This window comes from Aeromonas caviae (assembly GCF_000819785.1).
GTDB classification, from domain to species: domain Bacteria; phylum Pseudomonadota; class Gammaproteobacteria; order Enterobacterales; family Aeromonadaceae; genus Aeromonas; species Aeromonas caviae.
This window is the reverse complement of record NZ_CDBK01000066.1, coordinates 1-20814: the sequence shown is the minus strand read 5'-3', so window position 1 is coordinate 20814 and position 20814 is coordinate 1. Positions and strand designations below refer to the sequence as shown.

At 57.2% G+C, this 20814-nt stretch carries 16 protein-coding genes; 7 read left to right on the top strand and 9 right to left on the bottom strand.

What is annotated here, in order from left to right:
- Window positions 1–49 precede the first annotated feature (49 nt).
- The 7 genes from BN1120_RS10375 to BN1120_RS10345 all read right to left on the bottom strand — a co-directional run bounded on the left by BN1120_RS10375 (window position 50) and on the right by BN1120_RS10345 (window position 8448).
- Window positions 50–1228, bottom strand: a complete 1179-nt coding sequence (locus BN1120_RS10375) for a glycoside hydrolase family 53 protein (protein WP_042016007.1) — start codon at window positions 1226–1228, stop codon at window positions 50–52.
- Window position 1229: 1 nt separating this feature from the next.
- A complete protein-coding gene (locus tag BN1120_RS10370) occupies window positions 1230–1577 on the bottom strand; it encodes a glucose PTS transporter subunit EIIB (protein WP_041211339.1) in 348 nt (115 codons plus the stop codon).
- A gap of 54 nt (window positions 1578–1631) precedes the next feature.
- The gene (locus BN1120_RS10365; protein WP_042016006.1) at window positions 1632–3686 is read right to left on the bottom strand and encodes a beta-galactosidase; all 2055 of its coding nucleotides are present in this window, start codon (window positions 3684–3686) and stop codon (window positions 1632–1634) included.
- A 63-nt stretch (window positions 3687–3749) separates the two neighbouring features.
- Window positions 3750–4949: a glycoside hydrolase family 53 protein gene (locus BN1120_RS10360; protein ID WP_041212960.1), complete on the bottom strand. Its 1200-nt coding sequence runs from the start codon at window positions 4947–4949 to the stop codon at window positions 3750–3752.
- Window positions 4950–4971: 22 nt separating this feature from the next.
- Complete coding sequence (locus BN1120_RS10355; protein WP_041212959.1) at window positions 4972–5823, bottom strand: sugar ABC transporter permease; 852 nt, start codon at window positions 5821–5823, stop codon at window positions 4972–4974.
- A 12-nt stretch (window positions 5824–5835) separates the two neighbouring features.
- Window positions 5836–7140, bottom strand: a complete 1305-nt coding sequence (locus BN1120_RS10350; RefSeq protein WP_041212958.1) for a carbohydrate ABC transporter permease — start codon at window positions 7138–7140, stop codon at window positions 5836–5838.
- 78 nt (window positions 7141–7218) lie between these two features.
- Entirely contained in the window at window positions 7219–8448 is a 1230-nt protein-coding gene (locus tag BN1120_RS10345) for an extracellular solute-binding protein (protein WP_041212957.1), read from the bottom strand.
- Between the two features lie 560 nt (window positions 8449–9008).
- Here BN1120_RS10345 and BN1120_RS10340 point away from each other — a divergent pair.
- From BN1120_RS10340 to BN1120_RS10325, 4 genes are all read left to right on the top strand, one after another.
- Window positions 9009–10091 (top strand): ABC transporter ATP-binding protein, encoded by a 1083-nt coding sequence (locus tag BN1120_RS10340; RefSeq protein WP_041212956.1) that lies wholly within the window; start codon window positions 9009–9011, stop codon window positions 10089–10091.
- Between the two features lie 298 nt (window positions 10092–10389).
- On the top strand, window positions 10390–12432 hold the full coding sequence (locus BN1120_RS10335) for a methyl-accepting chemotaxis protein (protein WP_042016005.1): 2043 nt from the start codon (window positions 10390–10392) through the stop codon (window positions 12430–12432).
- A gap of 25 nt (window positions 12433–12457) precedes the next feature.
- Window positions 12458–12877 (top strand): early set domain-containing protein, encoded by a 420-nt coding sequence (locus BN1120_RS10330; RefSeq protein WP_041212954.1) that lies wholly within the window; start codon window positions 12458–12460, stop codon window positions 12875–12877.
- A 123-nt stretch (window positions 12878–13000) separates the two neighbouring features.
- Window positions 13001–14005, top strand: coding sequence for a glycoside hydrolase family 53 protein (locus tag BN1120_RS10325; RefSeq protein ID WP_041215315.1), 1005 nt, complete (start codon window positions 13001–13003; stop codon window positions 14003–14005).
- Between the two features lie 209 nt (window positions 14006–14214).
- On the opposite strand, the gene BN1120_RS10320 is transcribed toward BN1120_RS10325, so the two are convergent.
- Window positions 14215–15501, bottom strand: coding sequence for a maltoporin (locus tag BN1120_RS10320; RefSeq protein ID WP_080767987.1), 1287 nt, complete (start codon window positions 15499–15501; stop codon window positions 14215–14217).
- 496 nt (window positions 15502–15997) lie between these two features.
- Window positions 15998–16999 (bottom strand): HTH-type transcriptional regulator GalR, encoded by a 1002-nt coding sequence (galR, locus tag BN1120_RS10315; RefSeq protein WP_041212951.1) that lies wholly within the window; start codon window positions 16997–16999, stop codon window positions 15998–16000.
- 312 nt (window positions 17000–17311) lie between these two features.
- Here galR and galE point away from each other — a divergent pair, with 312 nt between their 5' ends.
- Genes galE through galK form a run of 3 tightly spaced genes read left to right on the top strand, consistent with a single transcriptional unit; the run spans window position 17312 to window position 20565 of the window.
- Window positions 17312–18331, top strand: coding sequence for a UDP-glucose 4-epimerase GalE (gene galE / locus BN1120_RS10310; RefSeq protein ID WP_041215920.1), 1020 nt, complete (start codon window positions 17312–17314; stop codon window positions 18329–18331).
- A 26-nt stretch (window positions 18332–18357) separates the two neighbouring features.
- Window positions 18358–19398: a galactose-1-phosphate uridylyltransferase gene (gene galT / locus BN1120_RS10305; protein ID WP_042016008.1), complete on the top strand. Its 1041-nt coding sequence runs from the start codon at window positions 18358–18360 to the stop codon at window positions 19396–19398.
- 9 nt (window positions 19399–19407) lie between these two features.
- The gene (gene galK / locus BN1120_RS10300) at window positions 19408–20565 is read left to right on the top strand and encodes a galactokinase (protein ID WP_042016002.1); all 1158 of its coding nucleotides are present in this window, start codon (window positions 19408–19410) and stop codon (window positions 20563–20565) included.
- Window positions 20566–20814: the final 249 nt, after the last annotated feature.

Genomic DNA, 20814 nt, shown 5'->3' with positions numbered 1-20814 from the left:
TTCATGTCAGTCTTCATGGTGCTGTTGTCATCTCTTCAATGTGAAATAGTCAGCGGGTCGGGGCAAAGGCGGCCAACGCCGGCAGTCCTCTGCCCTCCCGATCAAACAGGGCCTGGTTCTCCCAACCATTACCGAGGGGTTCGTCTATCCCGAGGAACGCCATGCCAGCCTGACTGGCCCAGCTGTCACCGGTGACCCGGATCCAGCCCGGCTCCCAGTAGACAAACCCGAGCCCGAGCCGATCCGGCACTGCGCCAATAGCGGCACGCAAGGCATCGAGAAACGCCAGTTGCCCCTCGGGCGTCGCAGCAAACCCGCCGCGCACGGCCTCCTGCTCACCGAAGGCGTTGCGAACAGCGTCCTGGTTGACGGTGTCGTGCCCATAGGCGGTCTCAACCACCAGCAGCGGGAGTCTGATTTGGGTGGCAAGGCTGTTCATGGTGCGCGAGAGGTCACCCAAGGATCCGTGCCAATAGGGGTAGAAGGAGAGACCCACCAGATCGAACGGCACATCGCGCGCCTGCATCGCCTTGAACCAGCGCAGGCACTGAGCCTCATCCCCTCCTTCAGCAAGATGCAGCATCAGTCGTGGGGTGATCCCCCCCTCGCTGCCAGCGCGGATCCCGGCGATGGCCGCCTTGAGCAGCTGGGCCAGTCGATCGAACCCCTCCTCTTCTTCCTGTCGGTGTAGTTGCCCCAGCGGCCACAGCATGCCGTTATTGAGTTCGTTGCCGACCTGTACCATTTGCGGCGGCACCCCAGCCTCGCGCAGGCGCTGCATCACGGCGGCGCTGTAATCGTGCAACATCGCAGCCAGTTCTGCTTCCGACTTGCCTCGCCAGGTCCGTGGCGTGTACTGCTTGCCCGGATCGGCCCAGAAGTCGCTGTAATGAAGATCGAGCAACCAGGGCAGGTTGAGGGACCGGCTTCGCTGCGCCAGTGTAATCACCTTTTCCAGATCATTGTTGCCACCACCAAAGGGTTCCCCCTTGGCCGAGCGGGGATCGACCCACAGCCGCAGGCGCACCAGGTTGAGGCCACGCTCGCGCATCAGGGTTAGCAAATCCCCCTGTCGCGTCTCGTCCTGATAGTGAACGCCCAGGCGCTCGAGTTCGGCCAAGGTGGAGACATCCGCCCCTCGGATGGCCAGGTTGTGAGGAGCGGCTCCAGCCCCTGCACTGATCGCTCCCAGCATGACCAACAGTGGCCAGCTCAGCGGGAGGTACATGCTAGTGTTGCTCCGGCTCGTGCAGCTCGAACCACTGACCGAGCTCGCGGCGCAGGTTGTCCGAGCGCTTGCCGAAGATGGCCTGCACCTCGTCACCGATGATGATGACGCCGATGGCACCGAGACCTTGCAGCGCCTCGCTGTCGACCTGCTGCAAGGCATTGACCTTGACCCGCAGCCGGGTCAGGCAGGCGTCAAAGCTCACTATGTTGTCGTGCCCACCAAAGGCAGCGATGAGCGCGGTGATGGCCGCCTCGTCCAGCCCGGAGAGCGGCGCCTCGGTCGATTTTTCCTCCTTGTGGCCGAGGGCGGCGGCGAACAGCCGCTTGAAGTCCTGCATCTTGACCATTTGAATCTCCTAAACATAAAAAAAGAGGGCGAAGCCACTGGCTCCGCCCCGCAATCAACGGGCGCGACGCAGCACTCGGCAGCCGAATGGAGGCAGCACCAGCGAATCGCTCAGCGCCTCACCGCTCACCATGTCACTGTGACCACCCGGCAGAGTGACCAGGCGCTCGGCGTTGGCGAAGTTTTGCACGAACACGAACTCCTGCTCACCATCGCTGCGACACTGAGCTGTGACCCCCTCCGGCAAGGCTGGCAAAGCACGCGGCAGGGCCAGGGTCTCGATGAGATGGCCAAAGAAGTCGCGTTGGAACGCCAGATCATTTCGCGAGGCGACATAATAGGCGCGACCTGTCCCGTGCTCGTTGACCGTCACCGCCGGACGTCCGGCATAAAAGTCACCGTCATAGCTGGCCAGGGCCCTCGCGCCTTCCAGGTGGATGAGATCGCAAAGGTGAGTGACTTCGTAAGGGCCGCAGAGTCCGGCTTCGTTGCCAGCAAGACCCGAGACGGCGTTACGTTCCTCGTCATAGAGACCGTCTATCTCCTCTGCCCAGATCCCAAGGACCGGGCGCAGCGGCCCTGGGAATCCCCCCAGGTGACAGAGATCGGTCTCGTTGACGATGCCGCTCCAGTAAGTGGTAACAAACTGCCCACCTCGTTTGACAAAGGCGTCAACCCGTTCGGCAAAGCCATCGCGCACCATGTAGAGCATTGGGGCGATAACCAGGTCATAGCCATCCAGCGCGCAGTCGGCATTGATGACATCCACCGCCACCCCTGCCTCCCAGAATGGGCGGTAGTGCTCGGCTACCGTCTTCTCGTAGAAGAGGCCGGCATTGCGCGGCCCCTGGGCATTGTCCATGGCCCAACGGCTCTCCCAGTCGAAAATGATGGCCACTTTGGCCTCGACGCGGCTGCCAGCGACCTCTTGCAACTTGGCCAGGATCTCGCCTAGCGCCTGCACCTCGCGGCCCACCCGGGTATCGATGTGACCAACGTGATCGACCACGGCGCCGTGGAACTTCTCGACCGAACCACGACTCTTGCGCCACTGGAAGTACTGCACCGAGTCGGAGCCGTGGGCTACCGCCTGCAAGGAGGAGAGGATATGCATTCCCGGCTTCTTGAGCTTGCTGATGGGCTGCCAGTTGGTCAGGCTCGGGGTCGACTCCATCAGGAAGAAAGGTTTGCCTCCCTTGAGAGTGCGCATCAGGTCGTGATACATGGCGGTGTACGCCGCCAGGGTCGAGTCATCGCCACTGTTGTGCCAGAGGGGGTAGCTGTCCCAGGAGATGAAATCGATCTCCTTGGCCAACTGCCAGTAGTCATAGTCGTAGAAGTACTCCATGAAGTTGGTGGTAGCCGGCAGGCTCGGGTTGGCCGCCTTCAAGGGCTTGATCTCCTCGGCACAGAAATCGCTCACCTGGGCGGTATTGAAACGCTTCCAATCGAGGTTTAGGCCGTGGATCGAGCTCTCGCCGATGGGAGACGGGGATTCGATCTGTGACCAGTCGGTGTAGGTATGGCTCCAGAAGCTGCTCCACCAGGCGTGATTGAGCGCTTCTATGCTGCCATAACGAGCCTTGAGCCAGTCACGAAAGCGCTCCTGACATAGCTCGCAGTGGCACTCGCCGCCGTACTCGTTGGAGATGTGCCAGGCGATGACACCTGGATGATGGCCGTAGCGTTCAGCCAGGGCACCGTTGATAGCGCGCACCTTGTCACGATAGACAGGCGAACTCATACAGTGATTGTGACGGCCACCGTGCAGTGCCTTCACACGTTCCTTGCTGACCCGCAGCACCTCGGGATAACGCTGGGAAAGCCAAGCCGGGCGAGCACCACTTGGTGTGGCGAGGAAAACTGACACACCGTTTTCGTGCAAGCGATCGAGCACCGTATCGAGCCAGCCGAATTCATAGCGCCCCTCTTGTGGCTCCAGGGAAGACCAACTGAAGATGCCGACCGACATCACGTTGCAGCGGGTCTGCTTCATCATCTCGAGATCGCGCTCGAACACCTGGGGATCATCCAGCCACTGATCCGGGTTGTAATCAGCACCATGCAGCAGAGCGGGCACCCGTTCACTGAGCGGGGGAAACTTGAACATCACACATCTCCTAAAACGAGGGGGCGCCGGCCATGGCCGGTCGCCCTATCGGTTGAAACTGGGTCAGTTGAATACCTTGATCGAGGGGAGCACATGGCCGGAGCAGTCAAACAGCGCCTGGTTCTCCCGGGCATTGCCCTCTTTCCAGTCGTCGTTGTTGTACTTCATCCCAGCCTTGGTGGCCCAAGTGGCACCAGGGGTTGGCAGCCACGCTGGCTCCCAGTAGAAGACTCCCTTGCCACGCCCGTCCGGTACCGCCACCACGCTCTTGATCAGATCGCGCAGGAAGTCGGCCTGCCCCTGTACGCTGGCCGGGTAACCACCGTCGCTCGCCTCCTTGGCAGTGAAGTTGTTCTCGGCGTTGTCGCAGTTCTCCGTGGTGTAGCCGTAGGCGGCCTCGACCACGATCACATCCTTGCCATAGCGCTTACTGATGTCATCCATGTTGGCCTTGAGGGCACTGATGGGGCCGTTCCAGTAGGTGTAGAAGGAGAGTCCGATGATATCGAAGGGCACCTCGCGCTTGGCGACTTCATCAAACCACCAGACGAAGGTGTCGTTTTTGGTGCCCTCAGCCAGATGCAGCATCACCTTGATATCTTTGCCGTGCTCTTTCACAGCACGTACACCAGCCTTGAGCAGTGTGGCCAGGCGATCAAACTCCCCACCGTTTTGCCCCCAGCTCTTGCCCTCTGGCCATAACATGCCACCGTTGATCTCGTTGCCGACCTGCACCATGTCAGGCATCACACCGGCCTTTGCAAGGGCATCCATGCTTTCCTTGGTATGGGCGTAAACGGCATCCGCCAACTGCTCGACTGACATCGTACGCCACGCCTTGGGCTTGTTCTGGCGGCCCGGATCCGTCCAGAAATCGCTGTAGTGGAAATCGAGCAGGAACTTCATACCAAGGGCCTTGGCACGCTTGGCAAGCGCTATCGTTGCAGCCAGATCGTTGTTACCACCGCCGTAAGGCTTGCCGTCCGCATCCTTGGGGTCTACCCACAGTCGCAGGCGAATGTAGTTAAAGCCGTTCTCCTTGAGGATTGCCATGGCGTCCTGTTGCTTGCCACTGGCATCAAAGAACTTGCCACCAAATTTCTCTACTTCGGCCAACATGGAGACATCAGCCCCCTTGATGAACTCCTGCGGTACCACAACTGGTTGCACCACCACATTTTCGGCAGCCACGGCGGGGGCATGCATACCCAACATGCCGGTGGCGAGCAGCGCCGCCATCACCAGCGTCTTCTTGATTTTCATGTCGAACGTCCTGTTTAACGGATTAACCTTTGGTCCCACCTGCGGTAAGACCGGAAACGAAGTACTTCTGCAAGGAGAGGTACAAGATGGCCACCGGCACCGCGATGAGCACAGCTCCCGCCGCATAGGTGGTGTAGCTGGCCCCCATCTTCTGGGCGACCAGGTTGTAGAGACCAATGGGCAGGGTGAACTGATCCGGGGTGCGCAATATGGTGCTGGCCAGGATGAAGTCGCCAAGCGGGCCGGTGAAGGAGAACAGTGCAACCACCGCAATGATGGGCTTGGAGAGCGGCATGATGATCTCGATGAAGATGCGGAAGTTGCCCGCCCCGTCCATGCGCGCCGACTCGTCAAGATCCTTGGGGATGGCGTCCAGATAACCCTTCATCAGATAGGTGTTCATCGGGATCATGCCGCCCACATAGACCAGCACCAGCGCCAGGTGGCTGTTGACCAGACCCAGCATCTGGGCCAACACGAAGATGGCGATGAGGGCCGAGAACTGGGGCACCATCTGCAACAACAGGAACAACATCAGGCCATTTTGCCGCCCACGGAAACGAAAGCGCGAGAAGGCATAGGCAGTGAAGCTGACGCTGATGAGGGTCAACACCATGGTCAGGAAACTGATCTTCATCGAGTTCCAGTACCAGGCGGCGTAGTCGATGCGCCCGTCAAACAGCTCCTGGTAATGAATAAAGGAGAAGTTTTCCGGGATGATCGAAGTGTTGAGCAGGCTGCTGCCCGGATTGAGAGAGGCTCCAACCGTCCAGATCAGGGGATAGATGATGATCACCGCAACCATAGCCAGCAGCAAATAGCTTAGGGTCAGGCGGATGGCATTACTCTTTTTCAGACTGTGTTTGGCACTCATGGCTGGATCTCCTTACACCATGTCGTCTTGCTTGAACGAATTGGTCGCACGGAACTGCCACAGGGCAATGCCGACCACGAAGATGGAGAGCAGAATGGTGATGCTCGCTGCAATCGCATACTGGGATGACGACATGGTCAGCTTGTAGATCCAGGAGACCAGGATGTCGGTGCCGCCGGCATTGGAACCAGCCACCGCAGGTCCCCCGTTGTTGAACAGGTAAATGATGTTGAAGTTGTTGAAGTTGAAGGTGTACTGGGTGATGAGGATCGGAGCGATCGAATACAGCACCAGGGGCAGCGTAATGGTGGTCAGCTTGTGCCATGTGCTGGCACCGTCAATGGTGGCCGCCTCGTAGAGATCATCCGGGATAGCCTGCAACACCCCAGTGGTCATGGCGAAGACGAAGGGGAAGCCAAGCCAGGTCTGCATCAGGATGAGGGCCGTCTTGGTCCAGAAGGGATCTGTCATCCATGCCTTGGGGTCGATACCCAGAGAAGCCAGAATACCGTTGTTGATGACGCCAAAGGTCTCGTTGAACATGCCGGCGAACACCAGAATGGTGACAAAACCGGGCACTGCCCACGGCAGGATCAGGATGGTGCGGATGAGCGGCTTGAAGCGCAGATCCTTCTGATTGACCAGGATCGCCAGCAGCACCCCGACCGAGCATTGCAACGTGGTGGCGATCAGCGTCCAGATCACGGTCCACTGCAGCACGTCGAGCAAGGTCGAACGCCACAGATCGAGCTTGAAGATGTTGATGAAGTTCTTCATCCCCACCCAGTCCACCAGCTTGGCCGGCGGCGTGTGGTAGAGATCGTAGTTGGTGAAGGCGATGGAGAAACCAAAGATGATGGGGAACACCACCACGAACACCAGCAGGATGAAGCCCGGGGTGATCATCAGATACGGGAACCCTTCGCTCAGCAGCAACTGGTATTGCTTGCGCACACTGGTCAGCGCTACGCCACGATCCCGGCGATCGCCGTTAACATAGGCGTCGCGGACGCTCCAGTAGTAGATGGCGCAACCAAAGATGGCCACCAGTACGCTGATAACCCCCTTGGCCAGGAGGAAGACGGAGTTGTCCCGGGGCAACTCGGTGCCGAGGGTAAACAGCCCCCAGAACCCTTGAGATAGAAAATCATGGAATACGCCGAAGAAGCAGGCCATGACGGTGAAAAACAGGGTGCCCTTGACCCATTGCCGGTTATACCATTGACCGAGTCCCGGGATCAGCGAGAGCAGGGCGGCCACCTTGGCATGATGGGTTCTTGTACCGATCTGGGTAAGCGATCCGGAATCGACAACCACAATGTACCTCCTTTCCATTAAGAGCCCGGGCGGCCACGAATGCCGCCCGGCCCGAATTGGGCCTGCGCCCAACTTGTGTTATTGCTGCGCGTGGTTGACTTCGATCTGCATGTTGATGTTCTTGACTGCACCTTCCAGTGCCGCCTTCACATCCTGCTTGCCAGTCACGCCAAGCTGCAGTGCACTGTTGGCAGGGGTCCACACCTCTTGCATCTCGGGCACGCTCGGCATCGGAGTGGCGAAACCGGCCTGAATGGCCACGGCACGGGATTTCTCGTCATCTTTGATGAGCGGATCGTCAATCAGCGCCTTGAGCGGCGGGATCTCGCCGGTCTTCTCGAAGCGGACTTTGGCGTACTCAGGCTGGTTGATGAACTCGATGAACTGCTGCGCCAACTCTTTCTGCTTGGAATAGGTAGAGATGCTGTACCCTTTCACGCCGAGGAAGGAGCGCATATGCTCGCCATTGGGCAATGTCGGCAGCGGTGCGACACCGTAGTTCACCCCCGCATCCTTGTAGGGCTGGAACGACCAGGGTCCAGTAATGACGGCAGCAGCCTTCTTCTCGGTGAACAGGGAATCGATGGCGTTGGCACCGGTCTCACCCACGATACCGGCCGGGAAAAGTCCTTCACTGTAGAAACGCTTGAGGAAACTCACTGCATCGACCGAGCCCTGGTTGGCCAGGCCCACGTCCTTGACGTTGAGCGAACCATTGGGGTTCTGGCCGAAGATATAACCCCCCATGGCTGCGACTACACCGTAGGAGTAATAAATCTCGTCAAACTTAGCGAGCAGGCCGTATTTGTTCTCCCCGCGCAGGGTCTGTGAAGCCTTGATCAGCTCGTCAAAGCTCTCGGGAGCCTTGGGTAACAGGTCCTTGTTGTAAACCATGACGATGGTCTCCACCGCCTTGGGCAGGCCATAGAGCTTGCCTTCATAAGTCTGGGCATCCACCGCAGGTTTGGTGAAACCAGCCAGATAGTCGGCCCCCGGCTTGATCTCGCTGATCAGCCCCTGCACCACGGCAGTACCAACCTGATCATGCGGCAGTACCAGCACATCCGGACCGATACCGGCCGGGCCATCCAGGCGCAGCTTCTCGATCTGCTGGGCATAGGGAGTTTCGAGGATCTTCACCTTGACGTTGTGCTTGGCTTCGAACGCTTTGACAGCCTCCTCAATGCCGTTTGATTTCTTGATGTCTTCCCACACCAGAAGTTCACCGTCAGCGGCACGGGCTACCTGGCCCAACCCCATAACGCCCAAAGACAACAACATTGCAGCAGTCAATTTGTTGATTTTCATATGATTTCCTTGTCCCTAACTCAGGTAAAAGCAGGTCTTCTCAGACCACGTAGGCAAAGTGAGTGTTACGATTCCATCCAGTCGGTGTAACTTCTGAAGCTTGTTACCAATTCGGGTGTAAAACAAAGCACAACCACATTACACGCCGGACTGGTCTGGCCTCTATGACACAACCTCACTACCACCTAATGCAATGAAAAATAAATGGTTTAATCCCATACATCAGATCCGGAGCAATACGCTCTATCACTTGATTTTTGCTTTACACAGCTCTTCGAGTGCACTGGAACAGCAAAAAAGGTAACGATTACACCGAATGGCTCTACGGTAAGCGGTGCTTGCCCAGCCTGCCAGTAGCACGTACCAAGGCTGTGATCTCATGCACAAAAGAAACAGCATTTTGTGCAACCGCTTACACCTGACTGATATAGTCCTCCCAAAGCCACAGAGTGAAACGGTGTGAAACGCCTTCTCCCTCCCAGGGCAAAGAAGCCGCAGCAGGGGCATGACTGTCCCCAGCATTTGCAGCTAAGGCATTTATTATCAAGGAGTTAAAGCTCATGGCGAGTATCAGGCTGAACAATGTGATCAAGCGTTTTGGCAGCAATGTGACCCTACATAATGTGAATCTGGATGTAGAAGATGGTGAGTTCACCGTCTTTGTCGGTCCTTCCGGTTGTGGTAAATCCACTCTGCTGCGCATGATCGCCGGTCTGGAAGAGATTTCGGACGGCCACATTGCGATTGATGAGCAGGTGGTCAACGATGTAGCCCCGGCTCATCGCGGGGTGGCCATGGTGTTCCAGTCCTATGCCCTCTATCCCCACATGACGGTGGCCGAGAACATGGGCTATGGCCTGCGGGTCAATGGCGTGCCGAAAGAGGAGATAACCCACCAGGTCAGCATGGTGGCCAAGACGCTGCAGCTCTCCCACCTGCTCGATCGCAAGCCCAAGCAGCTCTCCGGCGGCCAGCGCCAGCGGGTAGCCATCGGCCGTGCCATCGTGCGCAACCCCAAGGTGTTCCTGTTTGACGAGCCACTCTCCAACCTCGATGCCGAGCTGCGTGTCGAGATGCGCCTGCACATCGCCAAGCTGCATCAGGAACTCAAGACCACCATGATCTACGTGACCCACGATCAGGTGGAGGCCATGACCCTGGCCGACAAGATAGTGGTGATGAACTATGGCAAGGTGGAACAGGTCGGCTCGCCGATGGAGCTCTACTACAAACCCTGCAACCGCTTCGTGGCCGGTTTTATCGGCTCACCCAAGATGAACTTCCTGCCGGCCCGCGTACTGGCCTGGAGCCCGGAGCAGATCCGGGTCAAGGTAGCCGGCCAGCAGGAGCTCACCCTGCCCATCCTCACCGAGCGACTCGAGCCGGGCAGCGAGATCTCCCTTGGCCTGCGTCCCGAGCATGTGGTGCCGGGCGCAGAGGGAATCCACCTCGCCTTTACCTGCGAGGTGGTGGAACGTCTTGGCAACAGCACCTACCTGTTCGGTCAGTGCTGCGGCACCGACGGCTTCAAGCTGCTGCTGGCAGGGGATGGGGAGTTTCATCCGTACCAGAAGATGGATGTCTTCTTTGCCCCGCAAAATTGCCTTGTGTTCAATGCCGAAGGGCTCAGGATCAGCCGCTGAACGCGGCTACTGCATGCCCCGATCCATTTTGCCCCCGCCAGTCGGGGGCTTTTTTTTATCCCCGGGCGCGGGACACAAAATGAGAGCGGGCTCGCAACCCTGGACAAATCCCGTACAAGGGTGCCGAGAAAGAGTGTAAAAGATTCACAAAATAATGAAAACGTTACACTAAAAATCAGAATCAGGTGCCCTCCCTTATCGCGGCCTTATCTTTTAACGAGGTAAAGCACTGATAAAATATGACTTATCACTTGTGTCATCAGGCTGGGTTGACTCAACACCATATGTAATCGATACCATGAACTTGCGCACTCGTCACCTTTCCATCATCCAGCGCCTGGCGCTGGGCTTTGCCGTCATCCTGTTGCTGCTGCTGCTCTCGGTGGCCCTCTCTCTCTACGCCGGCCAACGGCTGGCCGACCAGGTGGGGCTGCTCGCCAGCCATACCGCGCCGACCCTGGTGCAGAGCCGCGCCGTGACCCGCGATCTCTTCACCCTCGACCGACATCTGGGCAACGCATTGTTGCAGACCGGAGAGGAGGAGCTGGGCGCCGCCCGCGAGCAGATGCAGCAATGGCAGGCCCGTTTCGACCAGGATCTGGCCACCTTGGCTCGACAGATAGCGGGGGAGCCGCAACAGAGTGCGCGCGTCGAGAGCCTGCGCGAGCAACAGGCCGCCTACTGGCAACTGGCCCAGCAGTTGGTCGATGACTATGCCCACAACCGCCTCGAACAGAGCAAGCTGGCGGCCGACACCCGCCTTGGCGAAACGGCGCGCCAGCTTGCCAGCGCCCTCGATGTGCTGCTCGCCCCTCTGGGCAGCCACCCCGCCGTGCTGCTCAAGAGCCGCCTGCTGGCAAACCTGGAACAGCAGGTCAGCGCCACACAGGAGATCCTCAAGCAGCAGGATCCGGCCCCCGTTGCCGCACGTCTGGCTGCCAATGCACGCGCCAGCGAACAGGCCGCGGCACTGCGCCAGGAGCTGGCACGCCAGCTCGCCGGCCAGGAGGATGCCTTCGGCGTGCCCCTGAGCCTGGAACGCGGCACGGGTGCCAGGTTCGATACCCTCGCCACCCTGCTGGCCGGCCCCGAGAGCCTGCCGGCACGCCACCTGGCGCTGGTCGAACAGAGCATCATGTTGCGCAACCAGAGTGTGCAGGCCAGCCGCCTTATCGACAGCCTGCTAGGCGATCTGAGCGAGCTTGACGCCGCGATCGACGCTCAGCTTCGCCACAGCACCGCCGGCAGCGGCGCCATCCTGCTCTGGCTGCGCCTCGGGCTGTGCGCCGGCCTGTTGCTCTCCCTCGGTCTCGGCGCCCTGGTGCTGTGGCACCTGGTGCGCGCCATCCGCCAGCCACTGCACCACATCCTCACCACCCTCAAGGCCCTGAGTCAGGGAGACATGCGCCAACGCGTGCCGCTACTGCGCAACGACGAGTTCGGCCAGCTTGCGACCGGCATCAACGCCCTGGCCGACGAGATGAGCGGCATGCTCGGTCAGATAGTTCAGGCCGCCGATGCCCTCGGCCGCATGGCCGGCCAGAACCAGCACGCCCAGCATCACGCCCAACTTGCCATCGGCGAGCAGCGCAACGAAACCACAGGGGTCTGCAGCGCCATGGAAGAGATGGACTACTCGGTGCGCGAGGTCGCCGGCAGCATAGGCCAGACCGAGCAGACCCTCGGCAACATAGCCGCGGCGGCCCACGCCGCCAGCCTGCGTGGGGCGGCGACCGGTCAACGGCTGCAGCAACTGGCTGACGAGTTGGCGGAGTCGCGCCGCAGCGTGGAACAGGTGCAGACATTGAGCGTCAGCATCGGTGACATCCTCGCCCTGATCGAGCGCATCACGGAGCAGACCAATCTGCTGGCCCTCAACGCCGCCATCGAGGCGGCCCGCGCCGGCGAACAGGGGCGTGGCTTTGCCGTGGTGGCCGACGAGGTGCGTCAGTTGGCGCACCACACAGCAGACTCCACCACCCGCATCCAGGGGATCATCGACGATCTGCAGCAAAGCACCCGCGGTGCGGTCGCCACCATGCTGCGCTGCCACGACGCCATGGCCCAGAGTCGCACCGACAGCGACGCGGGTTGCGCCACCCTAGCCGAGCTATCCCAGGCGCTGCAGCAGGTGGCCGAGCAGAGCAGCCGTATCGCCAGCGCGACCCTGCAGCAGCAGCAGACCAGCGCCGAGATCGCCCGCAACATTACCAACATCGCCCGGATTGCCGACGACAACCAGGGCGCCCTGGCCAAGGTGGCACAGACCAGCGACCAGTTGCAGCAGCTATCGCAGCAGCAACTGTCGCTGACCCGCCGCTTCACCCTGCAGAGCGCCTGATCACACACCACAGAGAGGACCATCCATGTTCAAGAAGACACTGTTGCTGACTACCCTGATCGCCTGCCTCCAGCCCGCGCTGGCCAACGAGGAGGATCCCCTGGCCCGCCCGCTGTTCCTGCGCGGCGAGATGAACAACTGGGAGGCCCCGGCAGACCAGCAACTGGTTACCCAGCAAGGGGACTTGCTGTCGGTCCAGGTGGCCTTGCAGGCCAGTCACGGCGCCTACAAGTTCAAGATTGCCGATGAGAAGTGGAAGGCCGACACCACCTATGGCCAGTTCGACCCCGCCGCCAAGGTCGAGTCGGACAAGCCGGTGGTAGTCAAGGCCGGCTGGCAGTGGAGCGACATGAAGTTCACCCCGCCCAGCGACGGCCAGTATCGCATCACCCTGGATCGCCGCGATCCCCAACACATCCAGGTCACCGTCTCCCCCGCCGGGTGATCCCAGGGCCGCCGCAAGGCGGCCCCAGCCTCCGCCGGGATGGCGCCGCACGGCGACGCCATCCCGGCGCGGGACTGCCTCCCTGTCGCCACCCTACACACATCCAGACAGGAGATAACAACAATGAAGAGACATCTGCTTACCACCCTGCTGCTTGGCGGCGCCCTGCTGTTTCATGGCCAGGGAGAGGCCATGGTCAAGGGAGCTGACGTCAGCTGGCTGACCCAGATGGAGAAAGCCGGGTACAAGTTCTATAACGACGCCGGCCAGCAGCAAGATCTGTTCAAGACCCTGAAAGAGCACGGTATGAACACCATCCGGCTCAGGGTATGGGTCAATCCTGCCGATGGCTGGAACAACATCAGTGACGTCATCGCCAAGGCCAAGCGGGCCAAGGCGGCCGGTTTCGATCTGCTGATTGACTTCCACTACAGCGACAGCTGGGCTGATCCTGGCAAGCAAACCAAACCTGCAGCCTGGCAGAGCTACACCTTTGATCAGCTAATGTCGAACGTATGGTGGCACACCTACAATTCCCTCGTTGCCCTGAAAAACGCAGGAATTACCCCCAAGTGGGTGCAAGTAGGCAACGAGACCAACAATGGCATGCTCTGGGAAGAGGGGCGCGCCTCGGTCAACATGAAGAACTTTGCCTGGCTCATTAACAGCGGCTACGACGCTGTCAAGGCGGTCAACAGTAGTACCAAGGTGATCGTCCACTTGGCCAACTGTGAGAACAACACTCTCTATCGCTGGATGTTTGATGGTCTCAAGAACAACGGCGCCAAGTGGGATGTAATTGGTGCCTCCATCTACCCAACACAGAGCGGTAACGGTGACTGGTTTACCCTCAACAACCTCTGCTATGACAATCTATCCGATATGGTGAGTCGATATGACAAAGAGGTGATGATCGTGGAGGTTGGCATGCCTTGGGATGACCCGAAAAACAGCTATGACACCATCGCCGATCTACTCAACAAAATGAAGTGGATCCCTAACAACAAGGGCCTCGGCGTGCTTTATTGGGAACCGCAGAGTTACAAGAACTGGCAGGGTTACAGCCTGGGATTGATGGACAATGGTGGCAAACCCACCTACGCACTGGATGCTTTTCTGTTGCAGTAATTGATCCGTTAAAGCAAAGGCGCAGCCACAATGCTGCGCCTCTTTTTTTCAAAGGAGATCTCCCCTTTCAACATACTGCCTGATGGTTCTTCAGTGGCATGCTCACCTCCCCCCAACCCCATCATTTCACGCAGGTCCGGACTAATCATTTCGAGACGACATTAAAAAAGGAGCCCGGTTGGGCTCCCATGATATTGATGAATCGTTTTTTACCACCAGGCTTCGGCCTGAACACCAAAGTTCCAAGTGTGGTCATCTTCACCACCGTTGAAGGATTTGCCTTCGCCATCTTTCAAATAGCTGGCGAACACACGGATCTCCGGGCGAGCAAACAAGCTGGGTCCAGCTGACCAGGCTTGAGCCAAGGTATATTTCTGGCCACTCGATTTCTCTTCAGAACCGCTTGTCCAGGTCTTGGTAGTTTCATAAGTACCGGCTTCAACCAGCGTCTTCATGATGTCAGTCCACGCATAACCGGCCCGCGCGACGGCACTGAACAGTTCGGTGTTGTCATGCCATGCTTCAAGTTTCTCACCCTTACCGTAAGTGAAGACATGGTTCACACTGAAATTCTCACCCATGGGAATGTCACCCGTCAAAATTACACGGTATCCCTTGGCATCGTCGGTCAAATGCCAAACATCATACCACCCCCCCCCCTGGGAGATCATGTTCTGGGCCAACCCTTTGTCAGCATATTGCAGCACCAACTTCTCGTAGATGCGGCTATCGGCAAAATATTGACTCATCTCTGCCGTCAGCATGACACCATTCTTGGGATCATAGAGATTACCGACCTTCTTCTGTTCATCGGTCGGATTAGGCATCGCATAGCTGACGCCCGCTTCGGTCCAAGCCCCTTCCCAGGGAGCCCAGCCGGCATAGCGCAGGTCCAGGAAGTTGACGTTGAGGTCATTGTTGACAATCGAGTTATCGATATCGTTGCCATCGGACCGGATCCAGGCCAGTGAGAAGGCGCCTGGGCCGGCCTTGAGATTCTCAATACCGGCGCCAGCTCCCGAGATATTCCAGTACTTGGTATCGATGATGTGGAGATCATGACGCTGATAGAAGCGCTTGCCAGCCCAGACCACCGCATCGGGCGCGGCTGAGAGCAATCCCTTGGCCTTCACATTGAATTGGCGCAGGGCAAAGGTTGCATCGTCCTTACACTCTTTTTGATCGAAGTTACACACTGTGGTGGTACTTTCATAGTCATTAGAGCCATCGCTCTGCATGCTAAACATGCTGTCAACGTAGAAAGTCTTGCCATCCTTGTTGTAAACCTCCTGACCAATACCAATTTCGGTATAGGTATCGTTTTCGTTACCCAGGCGGCCGACAACGTTCTGTCGACCAGTTTGCATATCACCATCCTGGGACACACCTACGCCAGAGCGAAAATACCCTGTGAAATCAACAGCATTAGCATTTAATGCTGTCATTGACAGAGCGAGGGCAACGGAAGTCGTCAGTAGCTTCACTTTCATAGTTATTCCTTTATTCCACTGTTGCATTGTTATCCTGATAAACCGCTTACCAGTCCAAAGGGAAAGCGCTTTCACTATCCGAGAGGGATTATAAGAACAACATCGTAGTGAATGACATGACGAAACTCACACATTTGTAATAATTACACTAATAAATAAGACAACCTTCTGGCAGTCATTACATACCATGATGTAAATAATTGATTTTAAATAAATAAAACAAACCAGATGGGATGTTATCGATTACATGAGGAGTGAGCAGTAGTTCTCAAGCATGGTTGACGTTAAGGGTGATGAAAGTGATGTGCAGAACATGAAGCCTCTCTTGCGGAAGCATCTCCTGGGCACCAGGAGGCTATTTGTTTCGCCAGAGCGTCTAGTTCAGAGGTTTTGAAGAGGAGGACATTGAGGCATTAAAGAGGAAGATGAGACTTTAAAAAGGCAAGGCCCGAGCTGGTAACCTTGCCGTAATCGCTATAGGCCCACAAGCCCAGCACTTGGACTAATCAATGGTGCGAACCGAGTGACGGCGAACCAGTGTCGGGCTAAACATATGCGTCGTCTGGGGCAAAGGCCCCCCCTTTGCCAAAGCAATGGCCAGCTCTGCAGCCTGAGTGGCCATAGCAATGATGGGATAGCGCACCGTTGTCAGACGGGGGCGCAGGTAGCGAGATATCAAGACATCATCAAAACCCACCAAAGAGAGGTCTTGAGGTACATCAATCCCGTTATCACTAAGCACTGACAAGGCCCCCGCCGCCATTGAGTCGTTATAGCAAACGACGGCTGTCATCTGTTGCCCCCGACTCAGCAACTCCGTCATTGCTGCCTCCCCCCCCAGCTCATCCGGGCTGCCACGGGAGATCAGGCGCTCATCGACCGGGATATTGTGCTCTTGCAGCGCATCCAGATACCCCTGCAGGCGATCCTGCGAATCAGAGATTTGATGGTTGGAACACAGAAACCCTATCTTCTTGTGCCCTTCCTGGATCAGGTGACGCGTTGCCAGCCAGGAACCATAGCGATCATCCAGCGCAACACAACGGGACTCGAATCCAGGAACAATACGGTTGATAAGCACCATTCCAGGAACATAGCTCATCATCTGGATCAGCTCTTCATCTGGCAGCATTTTGGCATGAACCACCAGGCCAGAGCAGCGATGCCCTATCAACTGCTCTATTACATGCTTCTCTTTGGCTGCGTCGTGGTAGCCATTTCCTATAAGCAGAAAATTCCCCGTAGCTTGTGCCACTTGCTCGACAGCTTTAACCATGGTGCCAAAGAAGGGATCAGACACATCAGCAACGATCAATCCCAAGGTGTCATTGTTCTGATGGGCCAATGCTCTCGCGTTCGCGTTGGGATGGTAGTTGAGTTCATGCATCGCCTTGAAGACTGCGTCTCGTGACGCCTGACTCGCCTTTGGCGAGTGATTGATGACGCGTGAGACGGTGGCGACAGATACGCCTGACAGGAGTGCTACATCTTTGATGGTTGCCATGAATTAGCTTTTCCGGTGAACGGTATAAATAAAAACCAGTGCTGTACTGGGTCAAGATACTACCGACATTTCCAATACCTGACACGGCTTTCATATCAAAAGCGAGAGCATTCTATCAATACGAGCGTCTCGCTGTGTAATCCACTTACATACACCCTTATCCATCCTCATGCTCATCGCGGTAAAAAATGTGACAAAAATCACATCAAATGGAGATGCATCTTCCAGGACCTTGTTCACAAGCGCAGAATAAGGGAAAGCGATTACACTAAATAAAACCCAATAAAAACGAGCACCAAGGAGCGAATCATGTTGAAGATACTCGTGACAGGTGGAACTGGTTACATAGGTAGTCATACCTGCTTGCAGCTTATCGCTGCCGGGATGACCCCCATCTTGTTGGACAATCTGGTTAACAGCAAAGAGAGCGTCCTCGAACGTATCCACAGCCTCAGCGGACTGCGCCCCCAGCACTATCACGGTGATGTGCGGGATGCCGACCTGCTGGATCGTGTGTTTGCAGACCAGCAGATAGATGCCGTGATCCATTTCGCAGGCCTCAAGGCCGTAGGGGAATCGGTACAAAAGCCTCTCGAGTACTATGACAACAATGTCAGCGGCACCCTGGTGTTGCTGCAGGCAATGCGACGCGCCGGGGTCAAGACCCTGCTGTTCAGCTCATCTGCCACCGTCTATGGCGAGCCGGAGATCATGCCCATCACCGAGGAGTCGCCCACCTTTCACGCCACCAATCCTTATGGTCAAAGCAAGCTGATGGTGGAGCGCCTCATCAAGGACTTTGCACACTCAGCCCCCGACTGGTCATTGACCCTGTTGCGCTATTTCAATCCGGTGGGCGCCCATCCCAGCGGCCTGATGGGCGAGGATCCCCAGGGCATTCCCAATAACCTGATGCCCTATATTGCCCAGGTGGCAGTGGGCCGCCGTGCCAAACTCGCCATCTTTGGTGATGACTACCCGACACCAGATGGTACCGGTGTGCGGGATTACATTCATGTCATGGATCTAGCCGATGGCCACGTCGCAGCCTTGAAACATGCGCTTGGGCAAGCTGGCGTCCATGTGTACAACCTGGGCACTGGGCATGGCTACAGTGTCCTGGACATTCATGCCGCCTTCTCCAAGGCCTGTGGCCGCGAACTGCCTTATGAGATCGTGCCGCGCCGCGCCGGGGACATAGCACAGTGTTGGGCAGATCCAACACGGGCCTATAACGAGCTGGGGTGGAAGGCTTATCGCACGCTTGATGAGATGACGGCTGATACCTGGCGCTGGCAATCCCAAAATCCAAACGGTTACCCCCTTCCATGAATATACAGAACGAGACAGACCTTACTATGCAATTCGAACCGACCGACCACCCTCACCGTCGTTACAACCCATTGATCCAACAGTGGGTTCTCGTTTCTCCCCACAGGGCGAAACGCCCTTGGCAGGGCCAGCAGGATGAACCCGATCGTACCCAGCGCTCCCCTCATGATCCGGATTGTTTCCTCTGCGCCGGCAATACTCGCGTCACTGGTGACAAAAATCCGGATTATCCGTCGACCTTCGTTTTTACCAACGACTTTGCGGCACTGATGGTTGATACACCTATGGCCCCAACCAGCGAGGACCCCCTCTTCCAGCTAGAGAGTGCACGCGGCACCAGCAGGGTAATCTGCTTCTCACCGGATCACAGCAAGACCTTGCCCGAGTTGTCTATCCCCTCCCTCACTGCCGTGGTCAACACCTGGTGTGAACAAACTGCAGAGCTGGGGCGCGAATACCGCTGGATCCAAGTATTCGAAAACAAGGGCACCATGATGGGGTGCTCCAATCCCCATCCCCATGGGCAGATATGGGCCAACGACTTCTTGCCCAACGAAGCCGCGCGGGAAGATGACGCCCAACGGGAGTATTTTGCCAAACATGGTCGAGCCATGTTGCTCGATTATGCGAAACGCGAGCAGGCTGACGGCAGCCGCACCGTAGTGGAAACGGAACACTGGCTGGCAGTAGTGCCTTACTGGGCTGCCTGGCCCTTCGAAACCCTGTTGCTTCCCAAGTTTGCGGTAACACGTCTACCGACACTGACACCGCAGCAGCGTGCAGACCTCGCACTGGCGCTCAAAAAACTGACCAGCCGCTATGACAACCTGTTTCAGTGCTCCTTCCCCTATTCGATGGGATGGCATGGTGCGCCATTCAATGGCGAAGAGAATGATCACTGGCAGTTGCATGCCCACTTCTACCCGCCCCTGCTGCGCTCTGCGAGCGTACGCAAGTTTATGGTGGGCTATGAAATGCTGGCAGAAACACAACGTGACCTGACGGCAGAACAGGCGGCAGAACGCCTGCGTTCCGTCAGCGATATCCATTTTCGTGAACAGGTTTGAGGTTGAGACATGAGTATTGAATCGCCACACAGCGTGACTGAACATACCTTTTACACCCACTATGGTTATCGCCCGACCCTCGCCATTCAGGCACCTGGGCGTGTTAACCTCATTGGGGAGCACACGGACTATAACGATGGTTTCGTGCTACCCTGCGCCATCGATTATCAGACCGTGATCAGTGCTGCCCCCCGCCAAGACAGTCTGATCAGGGTTATCGCTGCCGACTATCACAACCAACTGGATGAATTTGACTTACGCCACCCCATAGAGGCACGCCCGGAATACCTGTGGGCCAACTATGTGCGAGGCGTCGTCAAATATTTGCTATTGCGAGGCTGTCAACTGACAGGGGCAGACCTGGTAATCAGTGGCAATGTACCTCAGGGAGCAGGCCTGAGCTCTTCCGCCTCTCTGGAAGTGGCAGTAGGACAGATCTTCAAAGAGATGAATCACCTCGACATCAGCCAAGCAGATATCGCCCTGAATGGACAACTGGCGGAAAACAGGTTCGTCGGTTGCAACTGCGGCATCATGGATCAGTTCATCTCTGCTCTGGGTCAGCAAGATCATGCTCTGCTGATCGATTGCCGCAGTCTGGATACCCGTCCTGTGAGCATGCCAGCCGACATTGATGTGGTCATCATCAACTCGAACGTACGCCGGGGCCTGGTGGATAGCGAATACAATACCCGCAGGGCACAGTGTGAAGAGGCCGCACGGCATTTTGGGGTCAAGGCACTGCGTGACCTGACGATGACCCAGTTCACCGAGCGAGCCAACGAACTGGATCCTATCGTCGCGAGCCGTGCACGCCACGTCATCTCCGAGAATGAACGAACGCTGGCAGCGGCCGATGCGCTTGCCAATGAAGACATGGTCATGATGGCCGAATTAATGGCGCTGTCCCATGCCTCGATGCGTGATGATTTTGCCATCACAGTGCCTGCTATCGACGCCTTGGTCGACATGATAAAAGAGATCATCGGCAGTCGTGGTGGTGTGAGGATGACTGGTGGCGGGTTTGGTGGCTGTGTTGTTGCACTGGTACCGCGCGCACTGACCAGAATCGTCTGTGAGCAAGTCAATACTCGCTATCCCCTGCTCAGTGGTTTGCAGCCCAGTATCTATATTTGCAAGCCTTCAGCTGGAGCTGGCTCTATCTGACCTTTATTACCATATCAATGTCATGATCAGCGAAATCAACGCACATAGAGCCACGCCTCACTGATCATGACATGTGTACCCTGTGCAATATCTCTCATCTTCACGCACCACTGCCGACCAGCTAGACATGGTCCGCGTACAACTGGTTCTACCTCATAGGCTATCGCTTTGGTAAACCGGCCGAGCAACGTTATCCACTTTCTCTATGGGTACTGCTGCTTCACCAACTGGTGAATCGCTCCCAGTTCC